This window comes from Pseudarthrobacter sp. NS4, from assembly GCF_024758005.1.
Classification (GTDB): Bacteria; Actinomycetota; Actinomycetes; order Actinomycetales; family Micrococcaceae; genus Arthrobacter.
In genome coordinates, this window is sequence record NZ_CP103288.1 from 1,909,225 (window position 1) to 1,925,764 (window position 16,540).

Consider the following 16,540-nt stretch of genomic DNA (forward strand, 5'->3'; position numbering starts at 1 on the left):
CGCGGGATCAGGGGACCGGTACCTCGGTGGCCAGGCTGTCGTACATGTGGCCGGAAAACACTGCGCCGGGCGCCTGCCGGAGTTTGGTGAACAGCGCGGTTTCCACCGTCAGTCCCGGCCCGAAGGCCATGGAGCAAATCCGTTCGTCCCCTTCCTCGGGCGCCTGTTCCAGGATGTGCTTGAGGACAAAAAGGACTGTGGCGCTGCTCATGTTGCCGTAGTTGCGCAGCGTCTCACGCGCGGGGACCAGTTGCTCATCGGTGAGGCCGAGCCGGGCCTGGACTTTGTCCAGAATGCTTCTGCCGCCGGGATGGATGGCCCAGTGCCGGATGGAGGGGTAGGGGAGTGCCTCCAGCTCTGGATCCCTCGCCAGAAGGGGCTTCAGGGCGCCCACGATATGGTCATCGATGATGTGCGGCACATAATTCCCCAGCACCATTTCAAATCCGTGGTCACCAATGTTCCAGGCCATCGAATCCTCACCAACCGGTGTGAGGACAGTTTCAAAGTGGTCCAGCTGGAGCAGGGCCTTCTTCTCGGAGCCACTCCGTGCTGTTACGATCGCGGCGGCGGCACCGTTGGCGAACAGGGCTGATCCCATGATGGTGTCCGGGTCATTGGAGGCACGGACATGCAGTGAACAAAGCTCCGCGCAGACCACCAGGACCACGGCATCCGGGTCGGCCTCGCAGAAGAGCTTTGCGGCACGCAGAGCTGGAAACGCGGCATAGCAGCCCATGAACCCAAGATGGTAGCGCTGGACAGCGGGGTTCAGGCCAAGCTCCCTGACGATTTTGTAGTCCGGTCCGGGGTTGAAGAATCCGGTGCAGGAAACTGTCACCAGATGAGTGATGTCAAGGGCATCAAGTTCCTGGCAGGCATCCACTGCAGAGCGGGCCGCCTCTACGAACAGCTTGGTTGCCTCCCGGGCGAAAATGTGATTGCGGACCTTGGTGCCGGGGTTCAGCAGCAAACCGATGGACGGATCGAAGGACTGCGGATCATCCGAGGGGTAATTCCTGGTAAATTCCTCGACGGCTGTGAAGCGGGTGTCGATGGCAGCAGAGTTAAAACAGGTGCTGACAAGCCGTGAGCCAAGCCTGGACAATCCTGGTTGGGCTGCAAACACGTCACGGGCTTCTGTTTGGATCAGCATGGTTTTCGGGACTGCAGTTTCAAGTGATCGCACGTAAACCGTCATTGACTCATACTTAGCGAGTACCTGGGATAAGACAAGCTGCCTGCATATTGGTGGGACTCAGCTCGGGTTTGGCCCGCTGAGGCCCTCGCGTTTGTCGGCTCCTTCCCGGAGCAATTTCCTGCAAGAGCTTTCAGTTATAACCAACGGGTGACCGGACCCCCCACCAACCGGTGACGGTTCAGATACCGGCGCATGTCCTGCCCAGCGCCCGTGGAGTACATGGGCTGATGACCGGGCAGAGGTCGTGTTCAGTTCCGAGCGACGGGCTACCGTGGCGAACCATCCCGGCCGGAATTTGCGTCAAACGGCAGTCACTGGTTCGGGAAGTTTGTCCGGCGGCCGTGAGCAGGATGGGACCCCAGCGTTTGGGGGTTTGAGCGCCAGGAGGGTAAAGCTCCCTGTGGCCCGGCTCCTTTGACGTCCGTAAGCCTATCTGCTAAAAATGAATGGCATTCATTTTGTGAGGTCCCTCTCACTCGCACGGGTATTTCTACCCAGTGAGAGCGCGGGGCACTTGGCCGGGTGCCTGTCCCTGACAGGCGCCAGGCGCGACCTAGGAACCGCAGACCGTCTGTTTAACGTGAAGGGCAACCTTGCGGGCAGTGGACTTACACAGAATTGGGCTGATCTGGTTGGGCGGCAGGTCCAGGTATGGAAGGACGGGAACTTGGTCCGGTGCGGTTACGTTGATGACGTGGCACCTGCGATCGACGTGCTCTGGCTCCGGGGCGAAGGAGTAGAGCGGCGAGCCCTATACGAAAAAGCAGACGGTTACTCTGCTGTGGCGGCATGGGAGGCCCACGATCATGAATAAGGCTGACCACCGCCGGCACATCATTGCCTACAGTCGTGCCGCACTGGATCAAGGCATCACGCTGGCGGTTCAGGAGATCATGGACAGCTCTCCGTCCGCGACTCAAGGCCTCTGATTTCTCGACTCGAGGATACAGTCGCCCGGGTTGAACTGGTTGACTCAGGTGCCGTTCGGCTACATTGAACAACGCGATTGTCGACCTTGGCCACGGGAAACACTGACAGGATTCTGACTATGTCATCAGGAAGCCACTGCGATGACTCCCGTGAGAAAAGCCCGATTCATGATGGTACCGAGTCCAAGTGCTGCTCTCGCACTCCTCACCTTGGCCCAGAATGGTTCGATGATTACCTGCGTCGTGCACTACACGATTGATCCTGCCAAGATCACCGAGTTCGAAGCCTTCGCCGCAGCCTGGATACGGCTGGTTGACCGTCATGGCGGGGAGCATCATGGCTATTTCCTGCCGGGCGAAGGTGCCAGCGATCAGGCGCTTGCCTTGTTTACCTTCCCGTCGCTGGATGCTTACGAGCAGTACCGCCAGCTCTTTGGTGTGGACCCTGACTTCATCGCAGCCGACCGCATCCGTGACACTTCCGGCTGTGTGATCCGCCACGACCGGACCCTCATGCGTCCGCTCCTGCCGGGCGACCTGCCCCCTGCAGGGACCCACTAGGAAAAGGGCTCCCCGCGATGCCCGCCCCGACAGCTGCCGACCCCTTTCACGCCGCATCAAAAGCGGTGGCTTTTGATCCGACTTACCCTGTTCCCGGACAGGTCCAGGGTCGTAGGCTTGGCTGACATTTCATCGACTTCTCGGGAGGCAGCCGTGCACACGTCAAAGCGCACACCGAAGCGCATGGACCGTTTAACCAGGGCCCGCCATCTTCAGGAAAACCTGGCACCCAAGGCGGCACGGGGGAAGGAATGGGCCACCCCCGGACTCGTGGCCGCGTTGCAACGGGCGGTGTCCGGTCTGGACACCGGCCGGGAAGCAGCCTCGCCCCGGGCCCAGACCAAGTTGCGCCGGTTGGCAGAGGACCTGGGCGCAGGGGTGGAACGGGTGAGGCCCCGGCTCCAGGAAGGACCGGGCCGGGTCCCACCCAAAACACCGCGCAAGACCCGTGCCGCTGTTGTCCCGCCGTTGAAGCAGGCAAGCCAGGGACAACGGAGAATGTTGTTGCTGCTGTGCGCGGTGGCCGCCCTCGCCACCGCCGCTGTCGCACTCCGGGAACTCCTTAGGGGCACCGGCGAAGAAGCGGCCCAGACAACCGAACCGGAGGCAGGGGACAGTGCCGAAGAGCGCGCTCCAAGGGGCGACGGCGTTACTGCCCAGAGCACGCCCGTATCCGGGGCCTCGGCACAGGATGCCTACCTCTGACCCCGTGCGCTTCATGCCCGGCCATTTCCGGGGAGGCAGGTTCGGCGACCGTGCCTCCGCTGCGGGGGACGGGTCCGCTCCGCCTTGTGGTTCCGGAAGCCGGCGTCCTGGTTCCTAGTCCTTCTTCTTGAAGGCGTCCTTGATTTTCTCGCCGGCCTGCTTCAGGTCCGACTTCGCCTGATCGCCCTTGCCTTCGGCCTTCAGGCGGTCATCGCCGCTGGTTTCACCAGCAGCTTCCTTGCCCTTGCCGCCCAGCTTTTCAGCCGCATGACGGGCCTTATCTCCCAAGCCCATGGTCTTATCCCTTCGGTCGGAACCCCGGCAGGGACACCCCGCGGGGCTGGCACTTCCATCGTAACCACCCACCTCCAGCAGCGGATCAGTGCCACCGCAGTAATTTCGTGCCGGTGAGTCACCAAGGGCCGCTACCGCCGCCACCCTATAGAGGGGTTTGTTGGCTGCATAGGGTCATTAGCTTGAGGTGCGCCCCGGCCGGCGGGGGCAGGAACGCAGCTGGTTTGGCGTGAGTGGATAGTTCACGAATGGATTGGTCCTGGTCCAGGTCCAGGGCGAGACCCGCTAAACGTTCCGCGTCCATCATTTGACCGGAAGTCTTGATGCTGAGGACAGTATCGATCGCACCGTTCAGGTCTCCGGCGGTGAGGGGTCAGACGCAGTACTTCAACGGGCTCTCCGTCCGTGCCGGGCAACGGGTCGGGCTCAGTGCGGGGAGTCCGCTTCCAGGTCCTCCATAACCCAGGCGAGGACGGCGAGTTCGTATGGGGGAGGTTCGCGGATCCCGTACTGGAAGGCATCGAAGTCAAAGGCACTGGCACTGCCGCCGTTGCCCCAGTATCTGAGCCAGAGCCCTTCGAGGCTGATGATTTTCAGTTCTATGAGGCATCGCGCTGTCCGCCGTGGGTCACTCATCGCTGCACCTGATCACTGTTGGCGGCTTGACCGCCCGCCGATTTAGTCAGCTTACTTACTACATTCAGGGTAGGGGACAACGAGGCGGCAGCCAACCGGGGGAGCGGAAATTTCGGCGGGGGCCTGTGTCCTGGCTTTCCGACGCGTCCGTTAGGGGGTCTCGGGAGGTGACTCGGGGCGGGGGAGTTCCTACGATTAGCTCATGGAATCGCCGGGGCACGCCGAGCACATCATCAGCCTGCACCAGCTTGGTGGCAGACAGTGCTGACCTTCAAACGGTCTTGAACGGCCTGACCGGTTTCGCTGCAGATGCGATCAGCAAGGCAGCCGGCCAAATGATCGACTGCGCGCTGACCTTGCGCCGGCGCAAACGGACCGCCACCGTGGCGGGCAGCAGCGACAAGGCCGTCATGCTTTGACCACATCGAACAAAGCCTTGCCCAGGGTCCCTGCCTGGACGCCTTGAACGTGGGCCGCCCGGTCCTGCTGGATGATGTAGCAACAGACAAGAACTGGCCCAGGTACAGCCGGGCCTTGGCGGCAGAGGGGTGCCGCAGCGCCCTTGGCGTGCCCATGGACCTGGGGAAAACAGCTGAGGCGGTGCTGAATTTTTTCGCTCCCACCGCCGGCGTGTTCACTGACACTGTCATCAAGGAAGCCGAAGGGTTCGCGCACGTGGCCGGCAGTACCCTGCGCCTGGCGATCCGGATCGAGACCGGTGAACAGCTTAACGCGGACCTGAAAACCGCCATGGCCACCAGGACCATCATCGATGCCGCCTGCGGCGTCATCATGGCACAGAACCGTTGCGCCACGACGACGCATTCAGACTGCTTGCCAAAGCCTCCAGCAACCGGAACCAAAAACTCCACCACGTCGCAGCAGACATCATCGCCCGCCTCGGAGTCACCCCCGACCAGCCCCTGCGCTTTGACGACTGACACCCGCGTAGCCGCTCCCGGTCCTGCCATATTCTTCGGGAGTGGGTGGCCTTCGTCGTCTGTGAGGTAGTGCCTAACGTGAGGAGGGATGCTGAGCTAGGGAGGTGGCGGGGGCGGGTCTGGAAGACTTTGTGACCGCCAGGGGCTGCGCCATTGCGGGGCATCCCAGCCATCCATAATGTAAATCCGCTCGTGCGCAACCCGGTCGCCCCGAAACTCCATCAGGCTCACGGTGAACATCCATGGCGCACCCTCATAACTGATCAGATTCTCCACAACAACCAAGTCCGCACGGTGAGTGATTCTACGCGTGTGGAACTTTATGTTTGCTGGATACTGTCTCCGCCATTCGCGGAAGTTTTCCACGCCTTCGAACCGCTCCCCGGACTGGGGGAACTCAAGCACCGCGTCGTCGTGATAGATCTCGTGGGCGATGTCCTCGTCCTTACCGGAGTACTCCCAGTGACGCTGCAGAGCCTGCAGGAGGTCCGTGTCTTCGAGCATTACTCACCTCGTCAGTCCAGGACCAATGTAACTTCAGGATCCTTTGACGACAATGCTTGAGGCCGGGCAGATCGCGGCCAGCTATAACTGAGCTGTATGGCCACGCAGATGGCATTGCGACCAGGTCAGAAAGAAGGCACCAACGATTTACGCGCACTTCCTGAGCATTGGAGAAGCTATTCCTTCCTGTATGACCTGTGGCGAGCCAGCCCGTCCACGGCGTAGGTGGGTCCGCCCAAGCTTTATGATTCACTAATGGCTGACATGGATTCCTGGCCCACCGGCCGCCTGTTATCGACAGCGGCCAGACTGGTCGAACATTCCTGGAACGAGAAGCTGGCCGATGCCGGCCTCACCCATGCCGGGGTGATAGCCCTTGATGTCCTCTCGGCAGCCGAGGAGCCCATGAGCCAGGCGATGATTGCCCAAAAGGTCCGTGTGCAGAACCAGACAATGGGTAAAACCTTGTCCCGCCTGGAGGCCTGGGGCTACATCCGCCGCCAGCCCAGCCCTTCTGACCGCAGAAGCCAGGTTGTCTCCATCACCGACGTCGGCGCCCGGGTGATCAACGAGGCCCGTGAAGTGGACCGCACGGTATTGACACGCGTGGCAGTGGATGGGGACAAGCTACGCAAGGAACTGCAAACCATCGTGCTCCTACTGGCCTCTGGAGCCAAGGAATCAAGCCGGGCGACCGGTAACTGACTCGCCGTCCTGCAGCGGAGCGGTGGCACGTTAGTGGTGCACACGGCGCAGACATGAGAACCGTGGCTTACGCGCCCGCGCACGCATCTGCCTGCAGCGTCGTTACTGGATAGCGGGCTTTAGATGAGGTCGGGCACTGGCAGCACTGCGCCCTGGCCGGCTGCTTCAACAACTGCACCAACGCTTTGCTGATGGCTTCCAGAGTTAGTTCATCCAGCGCGAGAGCGAGTGCTTCCATTTCCGACCAGGCAAGGGGCACTAATTCATTGATGAAGGCGTCGAATTCAAAGGGATGACAGCGCCCGCCGTGATTCCAGTACGTGATCCATAGATCGATTGAAGCGACATTTTCCCGCTGCAGCAGGATCCTGGCTTCGTGCCGCAGGTCTCTCATAACCAATCCTTGCTTCTGCTACCGGCACCCCGCAAGAACCCCAAAAATTAAGAACTAGCGGCCATGAGGTCAGCACTGGTACTGGAGATCGGCCAGGCGCCTAACGGAACCTTGAGGCAATGTCCAGAGATGGTGCGGACGACTACGGTCATCTCAGCGGCTTCGCAACTAGGTGAAGGTGTAGCCGTCAGAAACGGACTGGGGCGTAGCCGATGACCAGCGTGCCGAACCGTGCGGCGGTCTCGAGGTCGATTCTGGTGTCGGTGATGACCAGGTTGTCCCCGGCGATAATCAGGACGCTGCCGTTGCTTGCTGCATCCAGCCACTCAGCATCATCCGGGTTCTTGGAATTCAGTTGCTCCACGTAGAAGGTTTCCTCACCAACGGTGATGGTGACAAGACCGGTGCCGGTGATTGTCATGGCACAGCTTTCTTCCACCTCGGGAGCCTGTGCCAGGATCCGGCTGTACCCCGGACTCATGGCCAGCTCGAAACCGTGGAAGAGCAGAACCGATACCAGCACAGAGGTCAGTTCCCCTCCTGCCTCACGGCAGGTCAGGACCGGGACCAGCGTGTATGCCAGCGCCGCCACGATGGTTTCGGGACTGCCGGGACCACTGGCTTCCTGGGTGAGGATCACCCGGGCGGCGAGGGGCGTCAGGGCTGTCGGCCTCCAGGCAGCCCTGCGGACGGTCAGCTCCGGTTCTTTGCATTTCCGGTGGGAGACATAGTTACTGAATGCGAGGTACTCCGTCCCGTCCGATGCGGTGCTTTCGGTGATGTCCACGCTCAAGGAGAGCAATTGGCCGGGCCGCAGCGGCCGGCCGCAGAACGTGCATTGTGCCGCGGTCGCCGCCGCCGTGGTCACATAGTACGGCGTGTCCCTGCCCTTAAAGGACTCCAGACGCCCATCCCAGGCGACATTGTCAGTGACCGGCATGCCAGCGAGTCTATCCACCGGTCCCTGCCTCAGCAGCCTCAGCGCTGATGGTTACAGGTCCTCAATGCCGGCCGGGGCTTGATTAGGGTGCGCTTGAGCCGCCTCGCTGCAGTCGGCAGGGTCGTGCTCCTGGAGCCATACCCTTGCATCGCTTAAGGAAAAGAAGAACTGCGTCGGGTAAACGCGGTGGTGGCGTGCCATGTAAAAGGTGGCAATGATTTCATCAACCGGTGAGGACCCAACAATCGCTGTCCGCGTGAAGGACCATTCGGCGGCGAAAATAGCCCCTGCACGGTGGTCCAACCCCTTCAGCCCGGCCATTTCCACGAGTAGGGGCAGCCTTCGTCCGGCGCAGAACTCGCTGGCTTGGATCATCATGGCCCGTGCCGCATCTTCGTCAATCCAGGCACCGGGACTCCAGCACAGATGCACAAAGCCTTCGCGTAGCTCAACCTTGCCGATCCGGTCTTCCTGAGGTACCTCTGGCATGGCGCTGCCTCTCCTGACTGGGACGTTTTAGTGGCAGTACCCCGTGGATGAATCAGGCAAAGCCGGCAGGGAACGGAAAAGCCCGCCAATGGGGGATGGGCGGGCTTCCGCTCCACACCGTAGATGGAAATAAGAAGAACAACGAGTGGATTAACACAGCGCAAAGTTCGTGTCGCAGGCATTGTCAGAGGAGGCATCTACGCTTCGCGCATGACGACAGAATCTTTGGTCACCTTTTTTGTTCACTCCGTACCCATGGTCGGTGCCGGAGTGCTCACCGTCCTTGCTATATGGCGAACGGCGAACTGGTCTAACGAGGACGTCCCTGCACTCCACCAATTAGGTGCGTCGGCTACGGGATGGGACATCCGCAGGGGGTGGACCCGCTGGGCCTCGGCAAGAGCAAAGCCGCATGGCGGAAGGTTGTTCTCCAGTTTGAGCGAAGGCTAGTCAGGCTCCGTCCAGGGCGGGATACTCGCCGTCTGTGGTGGCGAGGGTTTCCATCCAGGTCGTCGCAGCGATGGCTGCGTCCAGTCCCGCCAGTGCTGAGGCTGTGGCCAGCCTTGAGTCTTTGACCGGCACGAGGTCATCCGTGGCCATGACGATCCTTGCCCTGGTCGGCAAGCTGCGCGAGCTGGGGCCGGAGCGTCTTGAGCTGCTCGTAGATGTGGGCAACAGTGCGTGTTTCCATGGGTCCGATCCTCTCAGAACAGGAGGGTGGTGGTCGTGGTTCGGTAGCGCTGATGCCGTTGTGGAGGGACGCGCAGATGTCACTGATTTTCTTATGTTCCCAGAGGCTGGAGTGGGACACCACTACGGACCTAAAGACGCACCACCGATACCGGGTGACTTCCTTGTCGCAGAATTTATGATGACTATCGATATCGCAGTCCGAGTTGCGGTACATAGTTGCGAGAATCGCCGGGGGTTTGGAAGCGGAACGTGCCCGAGCGCCTGATCGACCTCGTCACAGCAACTCTTCGGACTCAACCAAGCTATGGCCTAAGCCCAACAGCACCGACGTTTGCCATAAGTACGCGGACGGTCCACCGTCGTGGCCGGGTCAGGTCAGGCAGCAGCGCTTTTCATTAGCCACTCCATGGCTTCTGTCCGGGAAGTGAAAAAGCGTTTGGGACGGGCTGTCTTGTTCATGGCCAAAACGAAGTTGGCAATGACTTTGTCTACGGGCGAGGCGCCCGGCAGCGCCACGTGTGATGCCTGGCAAGGCTGGGCGAAGACAGCCCGGGCCCCGCGGCTGACCTCGGACGTCGTGGCCATGTCCACCAGCAATGGGCGTTCCGTTTGTCCGCGCAGCTCGTTGACCATCTGCACGGCCCCCTCAGCATCACTTGAGTGGATGATGGCCTGGCGCGACCACTTCAGCTGAAGGATCCCGTGTTCGTCCAAAAACACTTCAGCTTTGCCTGATCCAACAGACACCATTATCTGTAACCCCCAAGCCTTCTTCATTCATTCAACCAAATGTAAACCGAATGGATAAAGAATGGCACCTATTGGGGGCCGGTTTCAGTGGGGCGGTCCGCCGCCAGTGGCTGGCTTGGGCTGGTGGTTGCCGGCGGACCTCGTTCCCGCAGGGGACCCACGCTGCTTACCTGGTGTCGGCGGCAAGCCCAGGGGAGTGGCTGGCCGGGGTGAATCCGTGGCCGGGGGACGGGCATGCTCGCAGGGCTCGCCCTGGTCTGCGCTGCGCTGCCACCAGTGTTTGGGCGTCCACTCCACTTCGCTCCGTGGCCGGCTGTTGGGTACTGCCGGTCCGTCGCAGAGCTCCTGCCCGTCATCACCTGTTCCACGTCTTCGACCTTTTTGTGGCTGTCCTTCGGATCATACGGTTCCGCTCCGGCTCAAGCTCCTGACCCCTTCGTTCCTCAGGGGCCCTGCGGCACTGGAATTCTTCGACGGCGCTCCTACGTCGCTTATTTCCTTTCGAAGATTTCCAGCACCTTGCCCTGGCGGGAGGAGTCGCCTCCGTCGGCCCCGTAGAGCACTACGTGCCAGCAACAAAAAACAACTGTGAGTCTTGCAGTGGCTGGTCTGGGACTAGCTGGCAGCGTTGATGCCGGTCGTTCTGCCTGGCGCGTGACTCGAAAAAACAATTGCCCCTTGAGGGTGCATTCCCCCCGACTTGTCCGCGCTGGGTGGAGCGGCCGGCGCTGACCTGTCCCACGACGGTGGCTTGATTAGAAGCTTGCCCAGCCCCTGCGGTTGTGGCTCATCACAGTATTGCCTCGAAGTGACACCTCCCAGGTCCAGCGCCGGTCGTGATGCGACCAGTCTTGCCCGTTCGAAAGGAAGGAGGGTAGCCGCGTTGACCATCGTTGCGCAGACCCGCCCATTCGTAATCGGCGTGGACTGTCACGCCCGCACACACACCTACGCCATCATCGAAGCCAGCACCAAGCGACAGATCGCGTGTGAGCAGTTCCCGACCACCCCGGCAGGGATTTCCCGCGCACTTGCCTGGGTAGGCCGACGGACAGACGGCGATATGGCCTGTCTATGGGCCGTTGAGGGCATCGGCTCTTACGGGGCACGTCTCGCCAGGACAGCAGCCGACGCCGGCTACGACGTCGCCGAAGCTCCACGGATGAACGCCCGAGGGCGCCGGGCGATCGGCAAATCCGACCCGCTGGACGCCGCAGCCATCGGAACCGCTGTCATCGGCTTAGAGGAGTCCCAGCTCCGAGCCCCGCGCCGGGATGAAGGAACCCGTGCCGGACTCAGGATCCTGAGCGCAGCCCGGGATCAGTTGACCCGGGAACGAACAATGACTGTCAATGCACTCATCGCCTTACTCCGGGCACATGATCTGGGAATCGACGCTCGTAAACCATTGGTTCCCGCCCAGATCGCCACGATCACCAGATGGCGGGAACGACAGGAGCAGATCGAACTATCGATCGCGCGCCAGGAAGCAGTTCGGTTGGCGCGCCGCGTTCTCGAAGTTACCACTCAGCTGACTGCGAACCAGAAGCGCATGACAGAGCTGGTCCAGCAAAGCCCCGCGGCGCCGCTGTTGGAGATGGTGGGTGCCGGGGCTGTCACGGTCGCTACCGTCCTGACAGCTTGGTCGCATCCAGGAAGGGTCCGCAGCGAAGCTGCCTTCGCCTCGCTGGCAGGGGTGAATCCCTTGCCAGCCTCAAGCGGTAACACTGTCCGGCACAGGCTCAACCGGGGTGGTGATAGACGCCTCAACCGAGCCTTGCACACCATCACCATGACCCGGATGGTCCACGATCCCGGAACCCGGGACTACGTCGCCAAACGCACTCAAGAAGGCCGTAGCTACCGCGAAATCCGGAGATCCCTCAAGCGCTACATCGCCCGAATCCTCTACCGCCAACTCAACTCCCTTTACGCCACCGCGGAACCATCCCACTTTGTCGGGGCAGACCCTTACCCGGAATAGGAGCACACGAAGGTGCGGCTGAGCATGCCGGGCTTCGGGTTAGTGGCTGTGCGACGTGTGGGTGTCGGGTGCGGGCGCTGCGGGGGCGTCCGTCGGCTTGTCGCGGGTGCGGTCTTCGCTGGTCGGAGCCTCCGCGGGTGCCTGCGACGGTGCCGGCGTGGAGTCGTGGCTGTGGCTCTCGGAGTCGAGGGTGCTTGCGAGGGCGGACATGCCGAACCACGTCAGCACGGCGACCAACACGACACCTGCGGCAAATGGGCTGACCAGGTGGCGCAGGCCGCCCTTGGCGTCCTTGGCGATGAACGCGACGTACGACATCAGCAGGCCGATCGGAGTCATCCAGGCGCTGCGCTCGGGGAACTGTTCGAAGTGCTGGATGCCGCCGCCGACCAGGCCGACGCCGAAGGAGAGCAGGAGCGAGAACGCGACGAGCGAGATGGCCCGGCTCAGCAGCGGGCGCTCATCGACAAGCACGAACTCGTTGACGATGGTGCCGAGGAGGAACACGAACGCACCGACGACGCAGATGATCGTGTACAGGCCCGGGTTGACCGGATAGTGCACGACGGCGCCGGCAATAAGGGCCGCGCCCATGAAGTAGAGCATCGCGCCGATGTAGCGCGAGTAGAGCGAGGGAGTCCGTTTCGCGAGCTCTGCCTCATAGGAGGCAACGTCTTCGCGGCTGAGGTCGTTCTGAACGGTCATGTCTGGTCAGTCTTTCGTTTTCGGGCAGCAGGCAGCCGTAGCGCCGATACCGGAGGTTGGTGCGGCGGGAGGCACCCGGCCGCGTCAGGCACAAAAGTGCACCAGGCACGGCTTCACCCCAAGACCTGCCAGAAGCAGGCCAATAATGGGTTCCCCGTCTCTGCCGGACGAAAAGCGAACTGATCCCGGGCAGCGGCAGAATTAGGCAATCTGTTCGGGAGTGCCGCCTCAAGGAGAAACCGGCACCACTTAGACCGTACTTCAGACCAGCAAAGTTTGTCACATTCCGGTAACGGCGTGTCCGCCGTGGCACGGGATGCGCACTTGCTCTTTATACCCGACGGGGTATCCGGATGCGTTTTCTTGCGTTGTCAGTGACATGGAAGTCCGGGCTGGTGTTGCCGTACCCGCTTGCATGGCCGTTCACCCCCAGCACACCCTCGATTCTTCCTCAAAATGATTGCTTCGTGATCTGATAATCCACTGGAGCCCTCCATAAGACCCGCCCGAAAACTGCCCGGTGGGGGACCCTAAAGCTACAGTCAAAAACGACCGTAAAATCGGTGGTTTGAGGGGCCGAGAGGCCAGAGAATGCTTGATGTCGGGGGAATATGGCAGTCAACGGCCACCAGGAACACGATGATGCAGTGCGTACCGAGCATGAAGCGGCTCTTGCCCGCGGGGAGCAACGGGTTTTGTACCTAACCAAGGACGGGATGCTGCACAGCTACACCAAAAAAGAGTTGGGAGGTCCACCTAACGGAAGTACACGGTGGTGGCAGAACCTGCCCGCGCTGCTGTTCCTGCTGCCCATGCTGTCCCTCGGCATATACGTATTCATCACAAATCCGGTTGGAAAGGCGAGTGCCCAATGGGCAACCTTGTTCGGTGCAGTGCTGATGGCCCTGGCAGCCGTTTACCTCATCTGGGAAATGGTGGTTGTGTATCGCAGTCGGGAGGAACGCCTCCGGCGGGGATCGCCTGATCCACTTCGCATCTCCGGGGCCAAGACCAAGCTTCCCGAGTCCTATACGCAATCACAACCAATTAGGAAGAGCCGATGGTGAACGATCCCTGATCCTTTAGTAAGACGGGGACGCGCTAATCGAGAATTTTTGATGTGAATCGCTGCCATAAGTGGCGGCGTACTTGAGGCGGTAACCGACACTGGTCCCCAGGTGTGAAGAGTAACCAGCCTCCGCATGGATGCACTGGGTTGGCTCCAGATTCAGCACATCAGCTACCGTACGCCAGGCTGAACCCGGCGAAGGAAGCCGAACTGTGAATGCTGTTATTCCATGCTGCAGGCAGGGCCCTTCCTCAGCTTGAGAACCGGTGACAGCCTCTAGATGCGAAGGAGGGCCGCCCCGGGTCGGGGCGGCCCTCCTTGTGGCAGCAGGAACCTGCCTGCATGATGGTGCCGGTGCTAGAGGACGTCAACGACGACGACGAGCACGTTGTCCACGACGGTGACATCCACGACGTCCTGGACGTCGATGTCGTTGTCGTTCAGGGCGTTGACCGTAATGCCGTTGAGCACGTTGTTCACGGGAACGTCCACGTCGATGTTGCTCAGGATGTCACCGTTGACGGTGACGAGCTGGATCTGGTCGATGTCTACTGTGCGGTCCGCGTTCACTGCCGCGGCGACAAGGCCGCCGACGGCTCCTGCGTTCTGGTTGGTGGCTGCCTGGGCCATTCCGGCGCCGCCGAATGCCAGCGAAGAGGTGAGGGCTGCTGTGGCAAGTGTCTTGGTGATCTGCATGGGTCGTACTCCTTCGTTGAGCGAAAGGGGGTTCTAATCCCGGTGCGTGCCTCACGTTACGCATGGGGCTGATGTTCAGCAAATCGGTCGTAAGGTTACTTACTATTGTCCGTGTCCGGGCATCATCCGGACGTTTGCGCGCCGAGTACCAGTCCTATATATGCGCCCAAAACGAGGATCAATCAACGGTTCAGGGGTTTTCCATCAGGACCTTGAGGTTGGCTAGGGCCTTCTCGTCGTCTCGCTTGAAGATCAGCTTTAGAAGGGGGAGGGCGAACCGGGCCAGCCCGGTTACTTGGAAATCCACTTTGCTGATGAGTCGACAGGTGTTGGCACCGGTGGGCTCGACCAGGTATGAGGCGACTCCGGTCATCTTGCCCGAGGGTAGCTCGAAGGCGACGAAGCGGCCAGGTTCGTAGGCGATGAAGCGATTACGGGTGACGATCTTCATCCCTGCGAATCGCCGCGTTAGTTCATGCTCGGTGCCAACGCCGAGAGGACCCGGCGTGATGCGCCGTATCTCGTCGATGCCGCTTTGCCATCTGGGCGCGTTCGTGTGGTCTGCGACGAAATCGAAGACCTTTGAAGCCGGAGCCTGCAGCTCGGTGATCGTTTCCAGTTGGAGCCTTCTCATGAGGCTTCCTTTCTCTGCTTCACCGTTTCCCCCGGTAGCGGGAAATTCGCTCCAGGTGTTCCAGCCCCTCCGGTGCTAAGGCCCCAGCGTAGCTTTTCAATCCTCTGGGGCAGTTGTGCGATGAAGTTTTGAACGAATACTTTCCAGACTCCGTCGTCATCAAGATCGGTGCGCCGCCACTTGAGTACGGATTCGTCCAGATGGGGCAGGAACCTGCGTCAGGTGTGGCCATGGTTGCCGTCAAGTTTGTGCATTCTCAAGATTAGCTCAATTAGTAACGTCGTTGTATAAACACTCTTCCTTTGACTTGCCCCTGCCCCTAGTGTGGATTTCCCCAAGCTCGTCCAAGGGGTCAATGAAAATGCCAGTGGCGCAGACAGGGGAAGTTGGGCCGGAGGATTTGCAAGAGCCCGGCATTCCGGAATCATCCGAGGCGGGTCGGCGATCATCTGATGAGTGGATGAGCAACTCGACGCTGCTGCTTCGAGGACCCGGGCAATTCAGGCGTGCAGACTGGCCATGAGCCAGAGTTGAGCAGAAACAGTCCTGAAGGTGTGGTTATTAAGTTTATGGGCGTTTGCCATTGCTGCTAAAGGTCCTTCCGCTGACTTGATCACGGTGACCCGGGCTGGTTCAGCTTTCGCACTCGGTGCAGCACTTGTTTCCGTCGCTTTCCCTGGCGAGTTGGCTGCGGTGGTGAACCAGGAAGCAGGACACGCAGGTGAACTCGTCGGGTTGGACCGGCACAATGTGGACCAGCAGTTCTGCACTTGAAAGGTCAGCGCCGGGAAGTTCGAAAGTATCGGCAAGGTCGCCGTCGTCCACGTCGATGACAGCCGCCGCGGGTGAGGCCTTGTCTGTCTTGAGCTCATCGGGTGGCTCCGCCGTCTCGTCATCGGCCCTTGTGCGGGGTGCGTCGTAGTCGATGGACACTGGTTCTCCTTTATGTCTTGCCCAGGAGGTATGTCGGGATCACCCTCGGCAGTGCCGGTGCGGGTCTGTCCGGTGCGCGACGCCGGAATGGACCTTTCCGGTGTCAGCAGCAGGACAGGCCCGCAGTCCCCGGTGGCTTCTTGTGGTTTAGGTTTGGGTTCCGGCATATGTTCCACTGCCAGCGGTGTCACTTTCGCTGGTGCTGGTTCCGCGGTTTGCTCCGGTTGCTTCGCCGCTGTGGGTGATCGGTATCTTCCGTGACGGTCTTTCCTGCTGCTCGGATACCGGGATCCGGACTTCGAGGATCCCGTCGGTGTAGGAAGCGCGGATGTCTTCTTCCTTGACAGCCCCTGGCAGGGCTACTGTCCGGGAGAAGGTGCCGTACCGGAATTCTGAGCGGTACCCGCTCTTGTCTTTGTGCTCCGATTTCTCCTCATGGCGTACGTCGATGCGAAGCTCGTCCCCGGTCAGCGTGATGTCAACGTCCTTGCCAGGATCAATCCCTGGCACCTCAGCTTTGACCACCATCGAATCGCCCTCGCGGTACTCCTCAACCCGGAGCCAGGACCTTGCTTCGCCTTCCAGGAACCGACGGACAGGATCGGCAATGTCCACGCCGGACCACCGCAGAAGATTGTTCATCGTGCTGCCTCCTATTTGCTGCCCAGCCCCCGCAACCGACACGGCCGGGGCCGGGATCGGATTTGAACAGCATTAAAATACGCCTGCATGGCCCTGTTGTTAAGCCCGAAGAAATGCCCACCGACGGGGGACTGG

Annotated in this window: 21 protein-coding genes; 7 read left to right on the forward strand and 14 right to left on the reverse strand. The window is 60.8% G+C overall.

Annotated features, from left to right (window positions below):
• Positions 1-7 precede the first annotated feature (7 nt).
• Entirely contained in the window at positions 8-1,201 is a 1,194-nt protein-coding gene (locus tag NXY83_RS08930) for a type III polyketide synthase (protein ID WP_258805734.1), read from the reverse strand.
• A 1,157-nt stretch (positions 1,202-2,358) separates the two neighbouring features.
• On the opposite strand from NXY83_RS08930, the gene NXY83_RS08935 reads away from it, so the two are divergent.
• Positions 2,359-2,691, forward strand: a complete 333-nt coding sequence (locus NXY83_RS08935; protein WP_258805735.1) for an NIPSNAP family protein — start codon at positions 2,359-2,361, stop codon at positions 2,689-2,691.
• Positions 2,692-2,874: 183 nt separating this feature from the next.
• Positions 2,875-3,396: a hypothetical protein gene (locus NXY83_RS08940; RefSeq protein WP_258805736.1), complete on the forward strand. Its 522-nt coding sequence runs from the start codon at positions 2,875-2,877 to the stop codon at positions 3,394-3,396.
• A gap of 114 nt (positions 3,397-3,510) precedes the next feature.
• Here the strand turns inward: NXY83_RS08940 and NXY83_RS08945 are convergent, their stop codons facing one another.
• Positions 3,511-3,690, reverse strand: coding sequence for a CsbD family protein (locus NXY83_RS08945; RefSeq protein ID WP_258805737.1), 180 nt, complete (start codon positions 3,688-3,690; stop codon positions 3,511-3,513).
• A gap of 426 nt (positions 3,691-4,116) precedes the next feature.
• Positions 4,117-4,326, reverse strand: coding sequence for a hypothetical protein (locus NXY83_RS08950; RefSeq protein WP_258805738.1), 210 nt, complete (start codon positions 4,324-4,326; stop codon positions 4,117-4,119).
• A 251-nt stretch (positions 4,327-4,577) separates the two neighbouring features.
• On the opposite strand from NXY83_RS08950, the gene NXY83_RS08955 reads away from it, so the two are divergent.
• Both NXY83_RS08955 and NXY83_RS21170 read left to right on the forward strand, forming a co-directional pair.
• Positions 4,578-4,745 (forward strand): hypothetical protein, encoded by a 168-nt coding sequence (locus NXY83_RS08955; RefSeq protein ID WP_258805739.1) that lies wholly within the window; start codon positions 4,578-4,580, stop codon positions 4,743-4,745.
• A gap of 49 nt (positions 4,746-4,794) precedes the next feature.
• Entirely contained in the window at positions 4,795-5,337 is a 543-nt protein-coding gene (locus tag NXY83_RS21170) for a GAF domain-containing protein (RefSeq protein WP_425327184.1), read from the forward strand.
• A 26-nt stretch (positions 5,338-5,363) separates the two neighbouring features.
• Here the strand turns inward: NXY83_RS21170 and NXY83_RS08970 are convergent, their stop codons facing one another.
• Positions 5,364-5,771, reverse strand: coding sequence for a nuclear transport factor 2 family protein (locus NXY83_RS08970; protein ID WP_258805740.1), 408 nt, complete (start codon positions 5,769-5,771; stop codon positions 5,364-5,366).
• Between the two features lie 255 nt (positions 5,772-6,026).
• Here NXY83_RS08970 and NXY83_RS08975 point away from each other — a divergent pair, with 255 nt between their 5' ends.
• The gene (locus NXY83_RS08975; RefSeq protein ID WP_309484131.1) at positions 6,027-6,476 is read left to right on the forward strand and encodes a MarR family winged helix-turn-helix transcriptional regulator; all 450 of its coding nucleotides are present in this window, start codon (positions 6,027-6,029) and stop codon (positions 6,474-6,476) included.
• 67 nt (positions 6,477-6,543) lie between these two features.
• Here the strand turns inward: NXY83_RS08975 and NXY83_RS08980 are convergent, their stop codons facing one another.
• The 5 genes from NXY83_RS08980 to NXY83_RS09000 all read right to left on the reverse strand — a co-directional run bounded on the left by NXY83_RS08980 (position 6,544) and on the right by NXY83_RS09000 (position 9,742).
• A complete protein-coding gene (locus NXY83_RS08980; protein ID WP_258805741.1) occupies positions 6,544-6,870 on the reverse strand; it encodes a hypothetical protein in 327 nt (108 codons plus the stop codon).
• 187 nt (positions 6,871-7,057) lie between these two features.
• Entirely contained in the window at positions 7,058-7,810 is a 753-nt protein-coding gene (locus NXY83_RS08985; protein WP_258805742.1) for a hypothetical protein, read from the reverse strand.
• A gap of 51 nt (positions 7,811-7,861) precedes the next feature.
• On the reverse strand, positions 7,862-8,299 hold the full coding sequence (locus NXY83_RS08990; RefSeq protein WP_258805743.1) for a hypothetical protein: 438 nt from the start codon (positions 8,297-8,299) through the stop codon (positions 7,862-7,864).
• A gap of 450 nt (positions 8,300-8,749) precedes the next feature.
• Positions 8,750-8,899 (reverse strand): hypothetical protein, encoded by a 150-nt coding sequence (locus NXY83_RS08995; protein WP_258805744.1) that lies wholly within the window; start codon positions 8,897-8,899, stop codon positions 8,750-8,752.
• 468 nt (positions 8,900-9,367) lie between these two features.
• Entirely contained in the window at positions 9,368-9,742 is a 375-nt protein-coding gene (locus tag NXY83_RS09000; RefSeq protein WP_258805745.1) for an STAS/SEC14 domain-containing protein, read from the reverse strand.
• Positions 9,743-10,625: 883 nt separating this feature from the next.
• Here NXY83_RS09000 and NXY83_RS09005 point away from each other — a divergent pair.
• On the forward strand, positions 10,626-11,726 hold the full coding sequence (locus NXY83_RS09005) for an IS110 family transposase (protein WP_258805746.1): 1,101 nt from the start codon (positions 10,626-10,628) through the stop codon (positions 11,724-11,726).
• A gap of 39 nt (positions 11,727-11,765) precedes the next feature.
• Here the strand turns inward: NXY83_RS09005 and NXY83_RS09010 are convergent, their stop codons facing one another.
• The gene (locus NXY83_RS09010) at positions 11,766-12,431 is read right to left on the reverse strand and encodes a hypothetical protein (protein WP_258805747.1); all 666 of its coding nucleotides are present in this window, start codon (positions 12,429-12,431) and stop codon (positions 11,766-11,768) included.
• Between the two features lie 611 nt (positions 12,432-13,042).
• Between NXY83_RS09010 and NXY83_RS09015 the strand changes: the two genes are divergently transcribed.
• Entirely contained in the window at positions 13,043-13,498 is a 456-nt protein-coding gene (locus NXY83_RS09015; RefSeq protein ID WP_258805748.1) for a hypothetical protein, read from the forward strand.
• A 359-nt stretch (positions 13,499-13,857) separates the two neighbouring features.
• On the opposite strand, the gene NXY83_RS09020 is transcribed toward NXY83_RS09015, so the two are convergent.
• The 4 genes from NXY83_RS09020 to NXY83_RS09035 form a co-directional block, all read right to left on the reverse strand.
• Positions 13,858-14,196, reverse strand: coding sequence for a hypothetical protein (locus tag NXY83_RS09020; protein WP_258805749.1), 339 nt, complete (start codon positions 14,194-14,196; stop codon positions 13,858-13,860).
• A 190-nt stretch (positions 14,197-14,386) separates the two neighbouring features.
• A complete protein-coding gene (locus tag NXY83_RS09025; RefSeq protein ID WP_258805750.1) occupies positions 14,387-14,830 on the reverse strand; it encodes an SRPBCC family protein in 444 nt (147 codons plus the stop codon).
• 633 nt (positions 14,831-15,463) lie between these two features.
• Positions 15,464-15,763 (reverse strand): DUF4193 domain-containing protein, encoded by a 300-nt coding sequence (locus tag NXY83_RS09030; protein WP_258805751.1) that lies wholly within the window; start codon positions 15,761-15,763, stop codon positions 15,464-15,466.
• Positions 15,764-15,910: 147 nt separating this feature from the next.
• Positions 15,911-16,405, reverse strand: a complete 495-nt coding sequence (locus tag NXY83_RS09035; RefSeq protein ID WP_258805752.1) for an Hsp20/alpha crystallin family protein — start codon at positions 16,403-16,405, stop codon at positions 15,911-15,913.
• Positions 16,406-16,540: the final 135 nt, after the last annotated feature.

Coding starts and splice junctions, on each gene's coding strand:
- NXY83_RS08990 (WP_258805743.1), bottom strand. CDS start 8,299: ATGCCAGAGGTACCTCAGGAAGACCGGATCGGCAAGGTTGAGCTACGC.
- NXY83_RS08950 (WP_258805738.1), bottom strand. CDS start 4,326: ATGAGTGACCCACGGCGGACAGCGCGATGCCTCATAGAACTGAAAATC.
- NXY83_RS08995 (WP_258805744.1), bottom strand. CDS start 8,899: ATGGCCACGGATGACCTCGTGCCGGTCAAAGACTCAAGGCTGGCCACA.
- NXY83_RS08980 (WP_258805741.1), bottom strand. CDS start 6,870: ATGAGAGACCTGCGGCACGAAGCCAGGATCCTGCTGCAGCGGGAAAAT.
- NXY83_RS09025 (WP_258805750.1), bottom strand. CDS start 14,830: ATGAGAAGGCTCCAACTGGAAACGATCACCGAGCTGCAGGCTCCGGCT.
- NXY83_RS08975 (WP_309484131.1), top strand. CDS start 6,027: ATGGCTGACATGGATTCCTGGCCCACCGGCCGCCTGTTATCGACAGCG.
- NXY83_RS08985 (WP_258805742.1), bottom strand. CDS start 7,810: ATGCCGGTCACTGACAATGTCGCCTGGGATGGGCGTCTGGAGTCCTTT.
- NXY83_RS08930 (WP_258805734.1), bottom strand. CDS start 1,201: ATGACGGTTTACGTGCGATCACTTGAAACTGCAGTCCCGAAAACCATG.
- NXY83_RS08935 (WP_258805735.1), top strand. CDS start 2,359: ATGATTACCTGCGTCGTGCACTACACGATTGATCCTGCCAAGATCACC.
- NXY83_RS08940 (WP_258805736.1), top strand. CDS start 2,875: ATGGACCGTTTAACCAGGGCCCGCCATCTTCAGGAAAACCTGGCACCC.
- NXY83_RS08945 (WP_258805737.1), bottom strand. CDS start 3,690: ATGGGCTTGGGAGATAAGGCCCGTCATGCGGCTGAAAAGCTGGGCGGC.
- NXY83_RS09000 (WP_258805745.1), bottom strand. CDS start 9,742: ATGGTGTCTGTTGGATCAGGCAAAGCTGAAGTGTTTTTGGACGAACAC.
- NXY83_RS08970 (WP_258805740.1), bottom strand. CDS start 5,771: ATGCTCGAAGACACGGACCTCCTGCAGGCTCTGCAGCGTCACTGGGAG.
- NXY83_RS09015 (WP_258805748.1), top strand. CDS start 13,043: ATGGCAGTCAACGGCCACCAGGAACACGATGATGCAGTGCGTACCGAG.
- NXY83_RS09035 (WP_258805752.1), bottom strand. CDS start 16,405: ATGAACAATCTTCTGCGGTGGTCCGGCGTGGACATTGCCGATCCTGTC.
- NXY83_RS09020 (WP_258805749.1), bottom strand. CDS start 14,196: ATGCAGATCACCAAGACACTTGCCACAGCAGCCCTCACCTCTTCGCTG.
- NXY83_RS09010 (WP_258805747.1), bottom strand. CDS start 12,431: ATGACCGTTCAGAACGACCTCAGCCGCGAAGACGTTGCCTCCTATGAG.